Source organism: Shewanella amazonensis SB2B (assembly GCF_000015245.1).
In the GTDB taxonomy this organism is placed as follows: Bacteria; Pseudomonadota; Gammaproteobacteria; order Enterobacterales; family Shewanellaceae; genus Shewanella; species Shewanella amazonensis.
This window is the reverse complement of sequence record NC_008700.1, coordinates 1,396,774-1,414,851: the sequence shown is the minus strand read 5'-3', so window position 1 is coordinate 1,414,851 and position 18,078 is coordinate 1,396,774. Positions and strand designations below refer to the sequence as shown.

Below are 18,078 nucleotides of genomic sequence, written 5' to 3'. Positions count from 1 at the left end.
TACCCGACATCAGCCCTGAAGCAGCAGCGCCTCGGCTTTTTCCACCCGCCTGGGTTTACCAAGCAAAATTAACACGTCACCGGCGCGCAGCTGCCAGTCTTCGCTCGGGCTGTCGAACTCCTCGCCCCCTCGGCGAATGGCCCTGAGCTCGACCCTGAGTTTGGCCCAGGGAATGTCGCCGAGTCGTTGCCCTACCACACTGGCGCCCCTTGGCAGCGCCACTGCATGCAAGAGCTCCAGGGTAAAGTCGGTTTCTGTGCCGGAGAAAAAGCCATGCAGGTACTGATAATGATTGCGCCGCTCAAACTCGAGCCGCTTTAAAATCCGGGTTAAGGGAACACCGCACTGATACAACACCTGACTGACCAGCATCAGGCTGCCTTCGAGGGTCTCAGGGATCACCTGACTGGCACCGGCTTGCTCCAGCAATTTGAGTTCGCTGTCATCCCGGGTGCGAACCAGAATCTTCGCCGTTGGCGCCAGAGTTCGGCACAGGTGGATCACCTCATCCACAGCACGGCTGTCGCAGAAAGTCAGCACTATCATCTTTGCCTGACTGATCCCCGCCTGCTTTAAAATGGCACGCTTACAGACATCACCAAAATACACTGGCTCGCCGGCACGCTTGGCTTCCTGCACCCGGGTGGGGTCAAGATCCAGCGCCAAAAATGGCACGGCTTCGGCCTTCAGGAAGCGGGCGATGGTTTGGCCGACACGACCATAACCCAGGATAAGCACCAGCTCGGTCCCCTCTTCCACCTTGGGAAGATGGGGGTCGTCTTTAACCGAAGGTTTTAACCCCTGTAGCCATTTGCTGATACTTACCGCATGACGCACCAGGGTTGGCGCCAGAGCCATGGAGATCACCGCCACCATCACCAACACAGTGCTGACCTGTGGCTCCAGCAGCTGATAATTCACTGCCAGCGCCAGCACCACGAAGGAAAACTCCCCCACCTGCGCCAAAATGAGAGCCGCCACCGAGGAGATACGAAATGGCTCACCTGCAAGCTTCAAGAGCCCATGAACCACCAGCGCCTTGCCACTGATCACCGCCAGCAGCACCAGTAAGATCTGCCACCAGTAAGCCATCACTAACCGGAAATCCAGCAACATGCCGATGGAGATAAAAAAGAGCCCCATCAAGAGATCCCGGAACGGCCGAATATCGGCTTCAAGCTGTCGCCGATACTGACTTTCTCCCAGCAACATGCCGGCCATAAAGGCCCCCAGTGCCATGGAAAGTCCTAGCCATTGGGTAAAGGCACCGGTCAGCAGCGCCACCACCAGCGCTGAGAGCACAAAGAGTTCATTGGAGCGGGAACGCGCCACCTCATCGAACACCTTTGGAAGTGCCCACTTACCAAACGCCATCAGGGCAATAAAGGCCACTGTGCCTTTGAGCAAAGCAAACATCACATTGTGGAGGGCAAGCGTCCCGTCGGCCTCACCAAGCAAGGGGAGCAGGATAAGTAATGGCACAACAGCCAAATCCTGAAACAGCAGCACACTCACGGATAACTCACCGTGGCGCCGACGTAACCATCCCTGTTCATTCAGGAGCTTAAGCACTATGGCGGTGGAAGAAAGCGCGATAGTTGAGCCAATCACCAGCGCCTGTACCGGCTGCTGACCAAGGGCCATGGCAATCAACATGGTGAGAAGAGTCGTGACCAGCACCTGAGCGCTGCCCAGGCCAAACACGGTACGGCGCATGGCCCAGAGTTTGGGGACAGAAAACTCCAGCCCCAAGGTAAACATCAGGAGGACGACCCCAAGTTCGGCCACCGAATGCATCTGGTGCTGACTGAACCAGTCAAATCCGCCGGGACCGGCAACCACACCGGTGAGAAGGTAAGCGAGAATGGCGGGCAAACCCAAACGTCTCAAGAGCGCGATGGCTGCAATGGCGATAAGCAGCATCAACAAGATCTTGAGAAGTATGCCCTGTTCCATGAAGTTTCCTTGTCAAATTACCGGCACGGGAAAATTTGCACTGCCATAACAAAGATTAACTGAGTGACATACAAAGACAAATTTATTTAACGGCTTTTTCGGCACACATTTTGCTTAATTCAAACCAGATAAGTCCTGAACCGCCGGAGTAATAAATATGGACTTTGGTATTGCCGCACAAGTCTATCCCGATGATTACCACTTTGGCCGCAGCGCCACCGTGGTCGACATCCACGATGGCCCCGATCAGCTTGCACTGATCAACATAGTTCAGCAGCTCCATGCGAGCCTGGATCCAAGGACCGTTTTTGCCTGTTTTGGCAAAGTCCTGGGCCAGTATTTGCCGCTTGCCGGCATTCAGGCGCAATTTGCCGAAATGCAGCTCAGCTGGGGAAAGCGCATTGGGGTGAGTTTGAAACGGCATCTCAACAACGAGATCTGCCGCAGTGCTGTGCTGGATTACCGTCTCGATGCGCCGCTGACACCGGCGCAAATTCGCGTTTTGCAAACGCTGGAGTCCATGTTGGTCCAACCGCTGCTCAATGCGATTCAGTACCAAAAGATGTCTGAGCAGGCGATGTTTGATACCCTGACAGGCCTTGGAAACCGTAACTTTTACGGCCAGGCCATCAAGCATGCGGTGGCAAGGGCGAGCCGTCATCAGGACAAGTTATCCCTGATAGTCCTGGACCTGGACAACTTCAAACAGCTCAATGATACCCACGGCCACCAGTTCGGTGATGCCGTGCTCCGTCAATTCGGCGCGCTTATCAAGTCGGCTATCCGCAATACCGATCAGGCCTTCCGCATTGGCGGCGATGAATTTGTGGTGTTGGTGCGGGGCGAGCTGGACTCGGCGACCTTGCTGTGCGAGCGCATATTAAGCAAACTGGCCAAAGGCAGTTTCTTTTACCGAAACCGGATACACACCAGCCTTGGCGCTGCAGAGATCCAGGCGGGAGAAAACCAGGATAATCTCTACGAACGGGCCGACAAGGCCTTGTATCAAGCCAAGGCCGCCGGCCGCAATTGCTATCGCCTCAGTCTTCAACACCCTGTCAAAGGCTGACAATAAATTGACAGTGGTCGCCCAGGGATGGGCAAGAGTCTCCTTCCAGTTGATTTAAAAACCCCGTAACTGAATACGCCGCAGAAATTCGGTCATCACCCTGTCGTAAAGCAAGTCTCCAAGGTATTTATCTTCCACACCGTGATCAACGCTGGGGTTGTCATTTACTTCAATCACATAGGCTTTGCCATTGACTTCTTTCAGGTCGACACCGTAAAAACCACTGCCGATTAAATTGGCCGCCTTGACGGCGGCATCCACCACCTGACCGGGGACCGACTTCATATCCATAGCATCGAAACCGCCGCTGCTTACTCGCCCACTCTTGTGGTGCTGGTAAATTTGCCAGTGACCACGGCTCATATAGTAACGGCAGGCGTAGATTGGCTGGCGGTTAAGTACCCCAATACGCCAATCAAATTCGGTCGGCAGGTATTCCTGGGCCAGGATTAAACTGCTGTGCTGGAAGATACGCATCGCCTCTGCTTCCAGCTGTGCCCGCTCTTTCACCTTGACTACCCCCAGGGAAAAGGCGCCATCCGGTACCTTAAGTACCGCTGGCAAGCCGATTTCGGCGATGAGCGTATCCTGCCAGCCTTCATCGGATGCTTTAAAAATCATGCTCTTTGGTGCAGGAACCTTGTGGCTGGCCAAAAGCTCGGATAAAAATACCTTGTTGGTACACTTCATGATAGACTCGGGATCATCCATCACAATAAGTCCCAGCTGCTCGGCGCTTTTGGCGAAACGGTAGGTAAAGTTACTGATATTCGTGGTGGAGCGAATAAAGAGGCCGTCAAACTCCCCGAGCCTTGTGAGTTCATGTGGCCCAATCAACTCAAGCTCCATCCCCAAGCGGTTTGCGGCCTTGATAAAGCGGTTCAATGCCCCTTTGTTTGATGGAGGCATTTTTTCCCGCTCATCCACCAGCATTGCCATCTCGTAACGAAACTTGCGTGAACGCCGGGGCTTACGCCACACCTTCTGTGAAAACACTTCCAGGGAGTTGGCAAAGGCATCTTGTTCAGCATCATTCAACGCCTGATAGGGAAATGGCTGAATACTGTCGACCTGCCACTTTTCCTGTAACTTCACCAGCTTCACTTCCAGCACAGGCACGGTAAAACGTTCAAATATTTTGCGACCAATGCGCTCGAGGGCGGGAATATCGCAGTAACCAAAAAACAGCTTGAAGCTGAGTTCGGCCAGATCGGCACTCAGTTTTTCAAGTCCGCCCTGAGGCAGGCTGAAAAAACGGTCCTGAGACAAGTCATTGATGGTCATGACTCTGGGCAAGACCCTGTGGCCACGGGCTTCGGCCAGCAGCGAGCAATAATAGCCGTTGGAGAGGTAGTCGTAGTTGCGGCACAGGTTCAATACCTGCACATTCTTGCTGTTGCCCCAGGCCCCCATGGCCAGATACTCATTCACCGTCACCATCTGCTCGCTGGGCAGATAGGGGCGCCAGTCCTCCTTGTTATCCGTCACTATCAACAGCTGCGCCATAATTGAACTTGCCTCCTGTCACTGAACTGGATTTAATGAGCCTATCCTATTGTGGATGGCCATCACCATGGAATATCGCCTCGCGAGCCTAGCCCAACTCGACGCCCTTAATGCCCTCGAAAACAGTGCTTTCGAGGGAGACCGCATTTCGCCAAGACAAATGCGCAGGTTCATACAATCCCCCCATGCCTGCCTGATGTTGGCACTCGATGGCAGCACACTGGCGGCCTATGCACTGGTGCTTTTTCACCGTGGTACTCACCTTGCCCGGTTGTATTCACTGGCAGTCAGCCCCGATTATCGCGGCAGGGGGGTGTCGCGGGAACTTCTGACCCGGGTCGAACAAGTCACGGTGGAAAAAGGCTATATCACCTTACGCCTGGAGGTGCGAAATGACAATCTGGCAGCCCGGAATCTGTATCAAAAAATGGGTTATAAGGTACTGAAATCCTTAGTGCATTATTATGACGATCTCGCCGATGGCGTGAGAATGCACAAGCGATTGGAGCCGCCCGGTCCAAGTACTACCCTGCCCATGCCACTCTACGTGCAAACCACGCCATTCAGCTGCGGGCCGGCTTGTTTGCAAATGGCATTTGCGGCACTGCGACGCTCATTTCAGCCCAGCAGACTATTGGAGCTGCAACTGTGGCGTGAGGCCACCACTATCTACATGACCAGCGGCCATGGGGGCTGCAGCGCCGAAGGGCTGGCATTGGCAGCGGTAAATCGGGGCTTTGACGTTACCCTCTTCAGTCAGTCTCATACCATTCCTTTTATCGACAGTGTCAGGGATGAGAACAAAAAAGCCATTATCAGCCTGGTGCACGAGGATTTTGTTGGACAGCTGGCCCAAAAAGGCGTGAGCGCCTTGCCACGGGCACCAACACTGGAAGAGTTGGAGGGCTATTTACAACGTGGGGCAGCAGTACTTCTGCTTATCAGTACCTACCGTTTCAACGGTGAAAAGGGACCACACTGGATTGCGCTCAGTGGCTGCAATCCTGAGTATTTTTTCTTTCACGACCCCTTTGTTGAACATCAAAAGGATGCGGTTTCCGCCGCTTATGTGCCGGTTAGCCGGGCTGAGCTGGAGAAAGTGATGGGATTTGGGCGCAAAAAGCAAACCGCCTGCGTGGTGCTTTATCCGGAAAACCATCACTGAACACCGTTTGGTGTCAGTGTGTGAGGTTTCAAGAAGGAGATATTCGCTGTAATAAGAATAGTCAGATGCGCAAAAGCCTGATGGTCAGCCAGTCTTCACTCTCTTGTTGCGATGACTTCTCCAGCGCCGTCTTTTCAACCCATACTCCGGCAGCGGCTACCAGCGCCTCGTCGCAGCAGAGCATGGGGATGGATATTCTAAGCCAGGGCGGTACGTCAAACTCCTGCCAGAGCTTCTTCAATTCCCGCTGCTTACCACGGCCCACCGGCCAGGCCTTGGTGCTGCCGGGTAAACCATATACCAGCGTCAGGTCGCCTATGAGTGCACCAAGGGGCACTCTGGCTTGCCAATAATGCGCGTCCTGCCCTTCATTCTCCGCGTCTGTTGGCAGCAGTTGCAGCTTGCCCAAAGGCGTCGCAATCCCTTCAGCCAGCATCTGCTGCGTGACAGGAGTTTGCCTGAAAGGCGTTTGGGTCGCCGACGTTTGAGTGGCCGACGTTTTAGTGGCCGACGTTTTAGTGGAACCGGACAGTGAATGACTGGCGTTATCAGATTCAGTTTCGGCGTAGAGCCAGCCCTGATATCGCCTCAAACGGGTGCGACCAAAACGCAGCGAAACCGCGGCATCCGCTTTGGCGGCGAAAAGCTGGCTTAATGCCTCGTCGAGCTGAATTTTTGATGGTGGAGGCAGACCGGCAACCTCCAGAAAACCCCGAACCAATTGTGCCTGCCACGCCCTTGAGCTGGCAGCGACTGGCCCCAGTGCCAGTCTGAACGCATGACTCAGAGGACAACGGCTGATAAGGGGAGTCAGGCGCTCACTGACCTCATCATCCAGTAGCATTTGGGTTTGGGCGCACAGCTCAGCACTGCGACTCGCAGTCGCGCCTATGGCACCCCAGCGGGATTTGAGTCGCGGAATAATTTCGGCTCGCAGAAAGTTGCGGTCGAAGCGGGTGTCCTGATTGCTTTCATCTTCGATGTGGCTGAGATCAAGCGCCGACGCAGCGTCTTCAAGATACTCACGGGACAAGCCCAGAAAAGGCCTTACCTGGAATGCTCCGTCATCGAGGGACTGTTGTTGTCCCATGGCCGCAAGCCCCTTGGGGCCCAATCCCCGGGCCAGCGCCAGAAGCACGGTTTCCAGCTGGTCGTCCTGATGATGGGCGGTAAGGAGGACGTCGCCTTCGGCCAAATGGGCCATTAAGGCAGCATATCTGGCGCTGCGAGCCTCGGCCTCCAGACTTAGACGGGCACCCTGCTTTACCCTGACCTTTTCCAGCACAAACTCCAGTTCGTAGCGAGCGGCACGATGCTCGCAATGACGGGCCCAGGTATCGGCATTCGGGCTAAGGCCATGATGTACATGCACCAGCAGACACTGGGTGCCAGGATGCTTTTTTGCGTAATGAGACAGGGCGCAGGCCATAAGCTCTGAGTCCAGCCCGCCGCTGTAACCCAGCACCAGTTTGGAAGGCGTCAGGCCTGCAAGTGCCGCCTCAATCAGCAAGACGAGTGAATCAAGCGTTGCAACGGCCGCTGGCGAGGTTTGCATGCCACTCATCCTAGAACTGGATCCGAATTTTATCGGGGCCTATCAGGGTTTGCAGTGCCAGTACCAGGTCGTCAGACGGGTCAACCCGCCAGTCGTCACCCAATTGCAAGCGGCCGCTGGCATCAGCGCGGCTGAAGTTCACAATCAGGGGAACAGCGCCGCCCTTCCAGGGCGTAATCACGTCAAAAAACTTGTCCAGCATTGCCTCTGTGGCCTGCTGTGACGCCAAATCGACCTCAAGCGCCTTGGCAAAATGGCTGCGAGCCTCGCTGATATCAATAATATTACGGGCGGTCATGCGGTTGCCGCCGGAGAAGTCATCGAAGCTCACTTCCCCTTCGCAGATAAGAATGCGGTCTTTCTCGAGCAAATGACCAAACTTTTCAAAGGCTTCAGTAAAGAGCATCACCTCCAGGCGGGCACTCTTGTCATCCAGCGTCAGCAGCCCCATTTTGGAGCCCCGTTTGGTAAGCATCACCCGGCTTGCCACAACCAGACCAGCGGCCTTGACGGTTTTGCCCCGCTCGGTGGGGTGAATATCCTTTAGCCTGCCGGAGGTGTAGTTTTTCAGCTCTTTCAGATACTGATTGATGGGATGACCGGTGAGATACAGCCCCAGGGTTTCACGCTCGCCTTCGAGCCAAATTTTGTCCGGCCATGGAGTGCACTCAACAAATTGCTGCTTCTCGTCTTGTTGATCATCATTCAGGAGACCAAACATATCGTGCTGGCCTGTGGCTTGGGCCTTGGCGTGTTGATCTGCCGCCTGCATGGCCTCCGGTAGGGTCGCCATCATGGAGGCCCGGTGCGGCCCGAGGCTATCCAGCGCCCCGGAGTAAATCAGCTTTTCAATCACCCGCTTGTTGAGCTTTTTCAAGTCGATACGGGCGCAAAAGTCGAACAAGTCGGTGAAGGGGCCATCTTTACGGGCCTCAAGAATGGCCTCCACCGGCCCCTCACCCACGCCCTTGATGGCGCCGATACCGTAAACGATGTTGAGGTCTTCATCCACGGTGAACTTGAACAGGCCCTTGTTCACATCCGGCGGAATGATTTTAAGCCCCATGCGATCGCATTCATCCACCAGGGTCACAATCTTGTCAGTGTTGTCCATATCTGCCGACATCACCGCCGCCATAAACTCGGACGGGAAGTGGGTTTTGAGCCACAACGTCTGATAGGACACCAGAGCGTAGGCGGCCGAGTGCGATTTGTTGAAGCCGTAACCGGCGAACTTTTCCACCAGATCGAAGATCTTCATGGCCAGCTCGCCATCCACGCCATTTTTCACCGAGCCGGCCTCAAAGCCTGCCCGTTGCTTGGCCATCTCTTCAGGCTTTTTCTTACCCATGGCCCGGCGCAGCATGTCGGCGCCACCCAGGGTATAGCCCGCCAGCGTCTGGGCAATCTGCATCACCTGCTCCTGGTAGAGGATGATGCCGTAGGTGGGCTCCAGAATCGGTTTGAGGCTCTCGTGCTGCCAGGTGGCATCCGGGTACGAAATCTCTTCGTGACCGTGCTTACGATCAATAAAGTTATCTACCATGCCCGATTGCAATGGGCCCGGACGGAACAGGGCCACCAGTGCAATCATATCTTCGAAGCAGTCGGGTTGCAGACGCTTGATAAGGTCCTTCATGCCGCGGGATTCGAGCTGGAATACCGCCGTGGTCTCATAGCGTTTGAGCACGCTAAATGACTTGCTGTCATCCAGCGGAATGGCGGCAATATCCACCGGCGGCTTACCCAGCTTGGCCAGCCTTGGGTTAATCATCCCCAGTGCCCAGTCGATAATAGTGAGGGTTCGCAGGCCCAAAAAGTCGAACTTTACCAGTCCGGCGTATTCCACATCGTTCTTGTCGAACTGGGTAACCGGGTTTTTGCCCTCGGCGTCGCAATACAGCGGTGAGAAGTCGGTGATTTTGGTGGGCGCAATTACCACGCCACCTGCGTGTTTACCTGCGTTTCGGGTCACGCCCTCAAGCTTACGCGCCATATCAATAAGGTCTTTTACTTCCTCATCGGCGTCGTAGGCCTCCTGAAGACCGGGTTCCACCTCGAAGGCTTTGGCCAGGGTCATGCCCGGCTCAGGCGGGATCATCTTGGAGATACGGTCAACAAAACCATAGGAGTGACCCAGCACCCGACCAACGTCGCGCACTACCGCTTTGGCCGCCATGGTACCGAAGGTAATGATCTGCGAGACCGCCTCGCGGCCGTAAAGCTCGGCCACGTGGTCAATCACCTCGTCGCGTCTGTCCATGCAGAAGTCAACGTCGAAGTCGGGCATGGAAACCCGCTCAGGGTTCAAAAAGCGTTCGAACAGCAGGTCAAATTCCAGCGGGTCAAGGTCGGTAATTTTGAGGGCATAGGCGACCAGGGAACCGGCACCGGAGCCCCGGCCCGGCCCTACCGGAATGCCGTTATCCTTACCCCACTGGATAAACTCCATTACGATAAGGAAGTAGCCCGGAAAGCCCATCTGGTTAATTACCTGAAGCTCGATGTCCAGACGCTCATCGTATTCCTTACGTTTCTCGGCCCGTTCGGCGGGATCGGGGAACAAAAACTCCAGCCTCTCTTCAAGGCCCTCTTTGGATCGTTCAACCAGAAAATCGGCGGTGGACAGCTCGCCCGTGGGGAAGTTAGGCAGGAAGTATTCACCGAGGCGCACGGTCACGTTACAGCGCTTGGCGATCTCTACCGTGTTCTCAATGGCCTCGGGAATATCGGAAAACAGCTCGCACATTTCATCTTCACTGCGAAGATACTGCTGTTCACTGTATTTTTTGGGGCGGCGATTGTCAGCCAGGGTAAAACCATCGTGAATAGCGACCCGGATTTCGTGGGCTTCAAAGTCTTCCGGACTCAAAAACACCACCTGATTGGTGGCCACCACGGGCAGCCCGACCTCGGCAGCATGCTTTACTGCCATGTGCAGATAGGTTTCTTCGTCGGCACGGCCGGTGCGGATAAGTTCGATAAAATAACGGTCTGGAAAATGCTTCTGATAAAACTGCGTTAAGCTGGCCGCCTGCGCGGCGTTGCCCTTGATCAGCGCCTTACCCAGGTCCCCTTCTTTGGCGCCGGAGAGCAGCAAAATGCCACTGTTGTATGTCAGCAGCCATTCCTGATCGATTGCCACCCTACCCTGAACCTGGCCACGCAGATACGCCTGACTGATAAGCTGAGTCAGGTTTTGATAACCCTCGTTATCCATCGCCAGCACTGTGACGGCACAAAACTCGTCTTCAAACCCGGGCACCAGCATCCAGAAGTCGGCACCAATAATGGGCTTTATCCCTTTGTCATGGCAGGTACTGTAAAACTTCACCAGACCACAGAGATTGTTCTGATCCGTCAGCGCGATTGCCGCCATGCCCTCGGCCTCGGCCTTGCCAAGAATGGGCTTAACCTTTGCCAGACCATCGGTCATGGAAAAATCTGAGTGAACGCGCAGATGAACAAAACGGGGTTGTGACATGAATATTGGGCTTTGGGTTTGCTCTGAAATCAATAGGGAAAGATAACATGGCAGTTAAGGTCAACAAAAGGCTTAACTGGGCGCTCGCCCATTAATCCGCCGTTACCCCATATTACCAAAATCAAAAAGCAGCCTAGGCTGCTTTTTGATTTTGCGGATTCAGCTGTTAGCCTCCAACCACTCGCGCACCGGACGAAAACTGCGCCTGTGCTCCGCGAGCACCCCATGGGCACTTATCGCCTCAAAGTGTGCCTTGGTTGGGTATCCCTTGTGCCCGGCAAAGCCGTACTGGGGATACCGGGCATCCAGCTCTCCCATCTCACGGTCACGGGTGACTTTGGCAATGACAGAAGCGGCGCTGATAGCGGCTATCAGGCCATCGCCTTTGACTACCGCATGGGCAGGTACACCAAAATCCGGCGTTCGGTTGCCATCCACCAGGACGGACTCGGGAACAATCGTCAGTCCGGCAACGGCTCGCTGCATCGCGAGCATGGTCGCGTGGAGAATATTAAGCTCGTCGATTTCAGTTGGGCTGGCACGGCCCACCGACACCGCCAGCGCCTTATCCATAATCTCAAGATAAAGTGCGTCGCGCTTTTTCTCGGTGAGCTTCTTTGAGTCATTCAAGCCAGCAATGGGCTTGTTTGGATCCAGAATAACCGCAGCGGTCACCACATCGCCCACCAGCGGGCCACGGCCCACTTCATCAACGCCGGCGACCCGTCCCTGTTGCAGCAGCACGGTTTGCTCTGGGCTAAGATTTTTATACACCGCCATCAACCCACCTCATTGGAGCTGCGGCCATGTGGCGCATTGGCACCAATCAGCACATCGACCGCATCGGCAGCCCGCTCGCTGGCATTTTGCCTGAGGTTTTGATGCATTTCGGTAAATTCGGCAATCAGTGCCCTGTTATCCCGGTTCATCATGGCAACCACTTCGGAGGCAATCTTCTGTGGCGTGCAATCGGCCTGAATGAGCTCAGGAACCAGATCCTTACCGGATAGGAGGTTGGGCAACGAATAACGTTTAATCAGCATCATGCGACTGGCAATACTGTACGTGAGTGGCGCCACCCGATAGGCGACGACCATGGGACGCTTTACCAACATGGCTTCGAGGGTCGCTGTGCCCGACGCCAGCAGTATGCCGTCACTGGCGGCCATAATTTCACGGCTTTGACCATCAAAGAGCTGAATTTCAAGCCCGGGGGCATGGGTTTCAAGGGCGGTAAGGAACTGCTCGCGGCGCTTCTCATTCACCAGGGGGGTAATAAAGCGAACATCAGGCAAAGCCTCTTTAATGGCAACGGCGGCCTTAATAAAAGGTTCACTGAGCATTTTAAGCTCACCGCCGCGGCTGCCCGGGAGTATCGCCAGATATTCAGCATCCCTATCGAGCCCCAGAGTTTCACGGGCATCGGCTTTACTGAGCTCAAGGGGGATATCATCGGCCAGGGTATGCCCCACGAAGGTACAGGGAACCTGATGCTGGTCGTAAAAGGCTTTCTCAAACGGCAACAAGGACAACACCATGTTGGTGGCCTTGGCTATCTTGAAGATACGCTTTGGCCGCCAGGCCCACACGGAGGGGCTGACATAGTGCACCGTCTTGATACCCTGTTGCTTAAGTTTCAGCTCGACACCGATATTGAAATCCGGCGCGTCTATGCCAATAAAGCAATCGGGCTTAAGTGCAAGCAGTTGAGATACCAGAGAGGAGCGTACCTTCAAGAGTCTTGGCAGGCGGGAGAGGACTTCGACTATCCCCATCACAGCCAGCTCTTCCATGGCAAAAAGGGACTCGAATCCAAGCGCCTCCATACGGGGACCACCGATACCGACAAAGCGGGCGTCGGGATGTCGGGCTTTGAGTGCTTTAACTAAACCGGCACCTAAAATATCGCCGGAGAGTTCTCCGGCGACCATGGCAAACACAAGTGGCTTGGATTGGCTCATGTTTTCTCTTAACGACCCATAATCCGTTATCGAATAATGCCGCGGCCAGAGCTGGCAACGAAGTCCATCAGTTGCTTCACTTCCGGCACTGTGGCGATTTCATCGGCGAGTGCCGCAGTGGCTTCTTCCACGGTCAGGTTGCTGCGATACAAGGTTTTGTAGGCGCGGCGCACGGCGAGCTGGGCTTCTTTGGAGAAACCACGACGCTTCAGACCCTCGCTGTTCAAGCCGCGGGGGATGGCTGGCTGACCTGCTGCCATCACAAAAGGCGGTACATCCTGAAGTAACAACGAGCATCCCGCCGTAAAGGCATGATCGCCTATGTGTACAAACTGATGCACACCGGTCATGCCACCCAGAATAACCCAATCACCCACGTGAACGTGGCCGGCGATAGACGCATTGTTGGCCATGATAACGTTGTTACCCACCACACAGTCATGGGCAATGTGAACATAGGCCATGAACAGATTATTGGAGCCGATGCGGGTTTCGCTGTTGTCTTGAACAGTACCACGATGGATAGTCACGTTTTCACGGATGACGTTGTTGTCACCGATGATAAGCCTGGTGGGCTCGCCAGCGTATTTCTTGTCCTGACAGTCTTCACCGACAGAAGCAAACTGGAAAATCCGGTTGCCTTTGCCTATCACTGTCGGGCCTTTAATCACCACATGGGAGTGAATGATGTTATCGTCACCAATTTCGACACCCGGGCCAATATAGCTCCAGGGGCCAATGGTCACGTTGTTGCCAATTTTCGCGTCGGGATGGACGAAAGCTAATTCACTGATCACTTGCTAATCTCTCTGCGGGCACACATGATTTCTGCGCTGCAAACCAGCTCACCATCCACTTTGGCCTCACCATAGAACACACCAATCCCGCGGCGTTCCTTAATCATTTTCACTTCAAAGTGCAGCTGGTCGCCCGGCTCAACAACACGTTTAAAACGAGCATTGTCGATACCGGCAAAATAATAAAGCACATCTGGCGATGGCTCGCTGCTCATGGTCTTGAATGCCAGAAGGCCAGTTGCCTGGGCCATAGCTTCAAGGATCAATACGCCAGGCATCACGGGAGCGACAGGGAAATGCCCCACAAAAAATGGCTCGTTGATGGTGACGTTTTTGATGGCGTGCAAAGATTCACCAGCGGTGAAGTCCAGCACACGGTCTATGAGCAGAAACGGATATCTGTGGGGCAGATACTTAAGTATCTCTTTGATATCCATGGTGTTCATTTGATTAGACACGAATTTTGTTCCTCAGGATGCACTGGCTCGCAAGCGGCTGTGCGTTACTTTTCTTCTTGCTGTTTGCCTTCCAGCACCTTTACGCGCTGGAAAAGCTCATCCAGTTGTCTGAAGCGCACCGTGTTACGGCGCCACAACTTGTTTTCCATGGCGATAGTGGCGGAAGAATACACACCTGGCTCACGGATAATACTGGTGACGTTGGTAGCGCCGCTGACATGAGTGCCATCGACGATACTCAGGTGGCCAGCCACGGCACTATTGCCACCAAGTATACAGTATTTACCAATAGTCACACTGCCGGCGATGGTGGTGTTGCCAGCAATCGCAGTGTGGGCGCCAATCACATCGTTGTGTGCGATTTGCACCTGATTATCGAGAATAACGCCATCGTGAATTTCAGTATGGGACAGGGCCCCCCTGTCGATGGTGGTACTGGCGCCGATTTCCACATTGTTACCAATGCGCACGCCGCCGGTCTGGGGGATCTTAACCCAATTACCCCGTTCGTTGGCATAACCAAAACCATCCGAGCCAATGACTGCGCCCGAATGAACAATACAGTCCATGCCCAAATGTACATCATGGTAAAGGGTAACGTTGGCCCAAAGGCGTGTACCTGAACCTATGATAGAGTCCTGCCCCACCACAGTACCAGGGCCTATTTGTACCTTATCACCCAAGATCACATTGGCACCAATGACGGCATTGGCACCAATGCTGACTCCCTCTCCCAAACGGGCGCTGGGGTCAATCACAGCTGAAGCATGTATACCTTCAGCTGCATTGGGAGTGGTATCAAGCAATTGAGCGACCCGGGCAAAACCGACGTAGGGGTCCTTGAGAATGAGGGCATTACCTTCATAGGTGCCAGCATCTTTCGGTGACAAGAGTACGGCACTCGCTTTGGTTCCTTCCAGCTGAGCACGGTATTTACTGTTGGCCAAAAAGCTTATTTGTCCGGCACCTGCATCTTCAAGGGTGGCCACTGAAGAGATCAGTAAACTGCCATCGCCCTTGAGTTCTGCTCCCAAATGTTCGGCCAATTGGCCCAGAGTCACTTGCTTCATTTATTACTTGGCCTTGCCCAGCGCTTCTACTACCTTGCTGGAGATATCAAGCTGAGGCTTGGCAAACACGACTGCACCGCTTTGCATCACGACATCGATTTGTTCCTTTTCGGCGATGTCTTTGATGACTTGCTGAACCTTAACCAGGATCTTGTTCTGCTCTTCGGCCTGACGACGACGAACGTCTTCCTGCAGGGCTTTGCCCTTCAGTTGCAGATCGGCCTGAAGCGCTTCCATCTTGCGCAGCGCCTCAGTCTTCTGAGTTTCACTCATCAGCGCTGCATCACGCTGGTTTTTCTCCATCAGGCTGCGCAGATCACCCTGCAGCTTTTTCACTTCGGCTTCACGGTCGCCAAATTCTTTTTCCAGTGCCTTACCAATCGCTTCACGCTGAGGCAGCTGTTCAAACACGGCACCCATATCAACGACAGCAATTTTCTCTGCATTGGCAGCCAGTGGCGCGCCAATCAGCATCAGAGTCACGAGTGCACGGTTAAGCATCTTGTTCAAAATAAACTCCTTGTTGTGGTGTTTTGTCACAATCGTCGCCGAGTGTATGTGTTTTAGAAAGTTTTGCCAATATTGAAGGAGAAGATCTCGGTCTCGTCGTCTTCGTACTCTTTAATCGGCCAGGCCAGGCTGAATACCATGGGTCCCATGGGTGACAACCACTGTACGCTCATACCCCATGAAGCCCGCAGGCGGCTTGGGTCGCTGTAGTCTTCGAGCTTGGCAAATTCCTCAGCTGGCAAAGAGCGATACTTGTCGTAATCAAACTCGGTGTCCCATACGTTGCCGGCATCCACGAAGAAGCTGGTCCGTACGGAATTGGTGTAAGCCTCATCCAGGAACGGCGTTGGCACAATCAGCTCGACACTGGCTGTAGCCACGGCGTTACCACCGATGGAGCGCCCCTGGCTGACCTGAATTTGGTTAGGATCGCCCGGCAAGCCGCACCCATCCCCACTTGGGTCAGGAGAACAGGGTTCACTGCCACGAACGACGTAGAAGGAACGTGGGCCTACAGAGTTGGACTTAAAGCCTCGCAGACTGCTCGAACCACCCGAGTAGTAGTTTTCCCAGAATGGCAGGATTTGGTCGTTACCGTTGAAGTCACCGTAACCATTACCGTAACCGATGCGGGCACGACTCAACAGTACGAAGCTGTGGCTGCGGGTCAGCGGGAAGTAGAAGTTGGTATCCAAGTCGGTCTTGAAGTACTGGAGATCCGAGCCCGGGGTCGACATCTTGCCCGACAAGCGCTGGCTGGAGCCATCAGTTGGGAAGGTGCCGCGGTTCAGGGTGCTTCTGTACCAACCTGCGTTCAGCTCAAAGTTATTGAAGCTGAGGTCGGAGTTAGGGTCGTCTTCATCACGGTAAATATTATAAAAGCGCAGCGCCTGTTCGTACGCCGAAATTTCCGAAATGGTGTTGTGACGGAAACCGACACCAAAGTTAAGACGGTTGTACTCATTCACAGGGAAACCGCTGCTCAGGGCAACACCATAAGAGCTGTTCTTATAACGCTCAAGGTTCGCCTCGTTGGCATCGAACTCGTTCCAGTAAATGTTGCCACCCAAACTCACACCGTCTTTGGTGAAGTAAGGATCTGAGTAAGACAGGCTGACGTTCTTGGAATACTTGTTGGTATTGATATTGATACCGGCCTGGTTACCCGTACCAAGAAAGTTGCTCTGCTGCACACCAAACTGCAGGCTGATACCTGACTCGGTGCCGTAACCAATACCGGCGTTAAAAGAGCCGGATGGCTGCTCTTTGACTTTAAACGAAACGTCCACCAGGTCATCTGTACCCGGCACCTGCACGGTTTCGGTGTCGACGGTTTCGAAGAAGCCCAAACGGTTCAAACGGTTTTTCGACAGTTCTACGTTGGCGGAGTTGAGCCAGGCACCTTCCATCTGACGCAGTTCACGGCGCAGCACTTCATCCTTGGTCACAGTGTTACCGGTGAAGTTAACAGAGCGAACATACACACGCTTGCCGGGACGCACGTTCACATTGAGGGTTACTTCTTTGTTTTCGTCGTCAATTTCCGGGAAGGTTTTGACCTCAGGATAGGCATAACCGAAACGCCCCAGATACTTGGCGTACATTTCTTCGGTAAAGGTCACGTCGGCGCCGTTGTACTGGTCACCCGCCTTGATTGGCAGAATAGCCCGCATCAGCTCTTCGCGGCCCATCAGATCGCCGGTGAGGTTTACTTCCTTCACCTTGTACTGCTCGCCTTCATCCACGTTAATGGTGATGTACAGGCCCTTGCGATCAGGCGTCATTGCCACCTGGGTAGAGGTCACATCAAAGCGGATATAGCCGTTGTTATGGTAGTGAGTCTTGATGGTTTCAAGGTCGGCCTGTAGCTTTTGCTTCTGGTAGCGGCGCTCACCGAAGAGATCCCACCAGGCAACATAGTCTTTCAGCTCAAGCATGCCAATCAGCTCGGCATCGGAAAACTTGCTGTTGCCCACGATATTGATCTGACGAATCTCGGCCGCCAGACCTTCGGTAAACTTGAATTTCAGTTCAACGCGGTTACGTGGAAGGTTAATGACCTGAGCCTCAACCTTGGCACCGTATTTACCCACACCGTAGTAGAAGTCCTGCAGACCTTTTTCGATACCTGACAGCATGGTGCGATCGAGGGCTTCACCCACCTTCACACCACTGTTATCGAGGCTTTCCTGCAGCTGTTCGTCTTTGATGTCCTTGTTACCTTCAAAGGTCACCTCACTGATGGTGGGGCGCTCTTTGACGGTCACAACGAGAACACCGTCATCGTTGGCAACCGAAACAGTATCAAAGTTGGTGGTGGCATAAAGGCTCTTAATGGCCTGCTGCAGTTTCAGCTGGTCAACGGTATCACCTACCTTGATTGGCAGGCTGAGCAAGGCAGCACCCAGTGCAACACGTTGCAAACCTTCTACTTGAATGTCGGTGACTGTGAATGGCGCAAAGGTCTCAGCCAGACCTGTCCCTGAATATGATGCGCCTAGCAGCATCATAGAGGCAAAAAGCTTATTCAATCTCATAGAGCACTTC

The 18,078-nt window shown here is 54.1% G+C and carries 13 protein-coding genes; 2 read left to right on the top strand and 11 right to left on the bottom strand.

The window, feature by feature from the left end; all coding sequences use genetic code 11:
- Positions 1–9 precede the first annotated feature (9 nt).
- Positions 10–1,956 carry a monovalent cation:proton antiporter-2 (CPA2) family protein gene (locus tag SAMA_RS06070; protein ID WP_011759275.1) on the bottom strand — a complete coding sequence of 649 codons (1,947 nt, stop codon included), beginning with the start codon at positions 1,954–1,956 and terminating at the stop codon, positions 10–12.
- A gap of 157 nt (positions 1,957–2,113) precedes the next feature.
- On the opposite strand from SAMA_RS06070, the gene dgcS reads away from it, so the two are divergent.
- Complete coding sequence (gene dgcS / locus SAMA_RS06065) at positions 2,114–3,025, top strand: diguanylate cyclase DgcS (RefSeq protein WP_011759274.1); 912 nt, start codon at positions 2,114–2,116, stop codon at positions 3,023–3,025.
- A 54-nt stretch (positions 3,026–3,079) separates the two neighbouring features.
- Here dgcS and SAMA_RS06060 read toward each other — a convergent pair whose 3' ends face one another.
- Positions 3,080–4,531 carry a RimK family protein gene (locus tag SAMA_RS06060; RefSeq protein ID WP_011759273.1) on the bottom strand — a complete coding sequence of 484 codons (1,452 nt, stop codon included), beginning with the start codon at positions 4,529–4,531 and terminating at the stop codon, positions 3,080–3,082.
- A 67-nt stretch (positions 4,532–4,598) separates the two neighbouring features.
- Between SAMA_RS06060 and SAMA_RS06055 the strand changes: the two genes are divergently transcribed.
- Positions 4,599–5,696 carry a peptidase C39 family protein gene (locus tag SAMA_RS06055; RefSeq protein WP_041410174.1) on the top strand — a complete coding sequence of 366 codons (1,098 nt, stop codon included), beginning with the start codon at positions 4,599–4,601 and terminating at the stop codon, positions 5,694–5,696.
- 61 nt (positions 5,697–5,757) lie between these two features.
- On the opposite strand, the gene tilS is transcribed toward SAMA_RS06055, so the two are convergent.
- The 9 genes from tilS to bamA all read right to left on the bottom strand — a co-directional run bounded on the left by tilS (position 5,758) and on the right by bamA (position 18,068).
- The gene (gene tilS, locus SAMA_RS06050; protein WP_011759271.1) at positions 5,758–7,251 is read right to left on the bottom strand and encodes a tRNA lysidine(34) synthetase TilS; all 1,494 of its coding nucleotides are present in this window, start codon (positions 7,249–7,251) and stop codon (positions 5,758–5,760) included.
- Positions 7,252–7,261: 10 nt separating this feature from the next.
- The gene (dnaE, locus tag SAMA_RS06045) at positions 7,262–10,735 is read right to left on the bottom strand and encodes a DNA polymerase III subunit alpha (protein ID WP_011759270.1); all 3,474 of its coding nucleotides are present in this window, start codon (positions 10,733–10,735) and stop codon (positions 7,262–7,264) included.
- 159 nt (positions 10,736–10,894) lie between these two features.
- Positions 10,895–11,515: a ribonuclease HII gene (gene rnhB, locus SAMA_RS06040; RefSeq protein ID WP_011759269.1), complete on the bottom strand. Its 621-nt coding sequence runs from the start codon at positions 11,513–11,515 to the stop codon at positions 10,895–10,897.
- Positions 11,515–12,696: a lipid-A-disaccharide synthase gene (gene lpxB, locus SAMA_RS06035; RefSeq protein ID WP_011759268.1), complete on the bottom strand. Its 1,182-nt coding sequence runs from the start codon at positions 12,694–12,696 to the stop codon at positions 11,515–11,517. The genes rnhB and lpxB overlap by 1 nt, the downstream gene beginning before the upstream one ends.
- Before the next feature lie 26 nt (positions 12,697–12,722).
- Positions 12,723–13,493 (bottom strand): acyl-ACP--UDP-N-acetylglucosamine O-acyltransferase, encoded by a 771-nt coding sequence (gene lpxA, locus SAMA_RS06030; protein ID WP_011759267.1) that lies wholly within the window; start codon positions 13,491–13,493, stop codon positions 12,723–12,725.
- Positions 13,490–13,951 carry a 3-hydroxyacyl-ACP dehydratase FabZ gene (gene fabZ / locus SAMA_RS06025; RefSeq protein ID WP_011759266.1) on the bottom strand — a complete coding sequence of 154 codons (462 nt, stop codon included), beginning with the start codon at positions 13,949–13,951 and terminating at the stop codon, positions 13,490–13,492. The genes lpxA and fabZ overlap by 4 nt, the downstream gene beginning before the upstream one ends.
- Before the next feature lie 44 nt (positions 13,952–13,995).
- The gene (gene lpxD, locus SAMA_RS06020; RefSeq protein WP_011759265.1) at positions 13,996–15,021 is read right to left on the bottom strand and encodes a UDP-3-O-(3-hydroxymyristoyl)glucosamine N-acyltransferase; all 1,026 of its coding nucleotides are present in this window, start codon (positions 15,019–15,021) and stop codon (positions 13,996–13,998) included.
- A gap of 3 nt (positions 15,022–15,024) precedes the next feature.
- The gene (locus SAMA_RS06015) at positions 15,025–15,522 is read right to left on the bottom strand and encodes an OmpH family outer membrane protein (RefSeq protein WP_041410172.1); all 498 of its coding nucleotides are present in this window, start codon (positions 15,520–15,522) and stop codon (positions 15,025–15,027) included.
- A 62-nt stretch (positions 15,523–15,584) separates the two neighbouring features.
- Positions 15,585–18,068 (bottom strand): outer membrane protein assembly factor BamA, encoded by a 2,484-nt coding sequence (gene bamA / locus SAMA_RS06010; RefSeq protein WP_041409703.1) that lies wholly within the window; start codon positions 18,066–18,068, stop codon positions 15,585–15,587.
- Between the last annotated feature and the right edge of the window lie 10 nt (positions 18,069–18,078).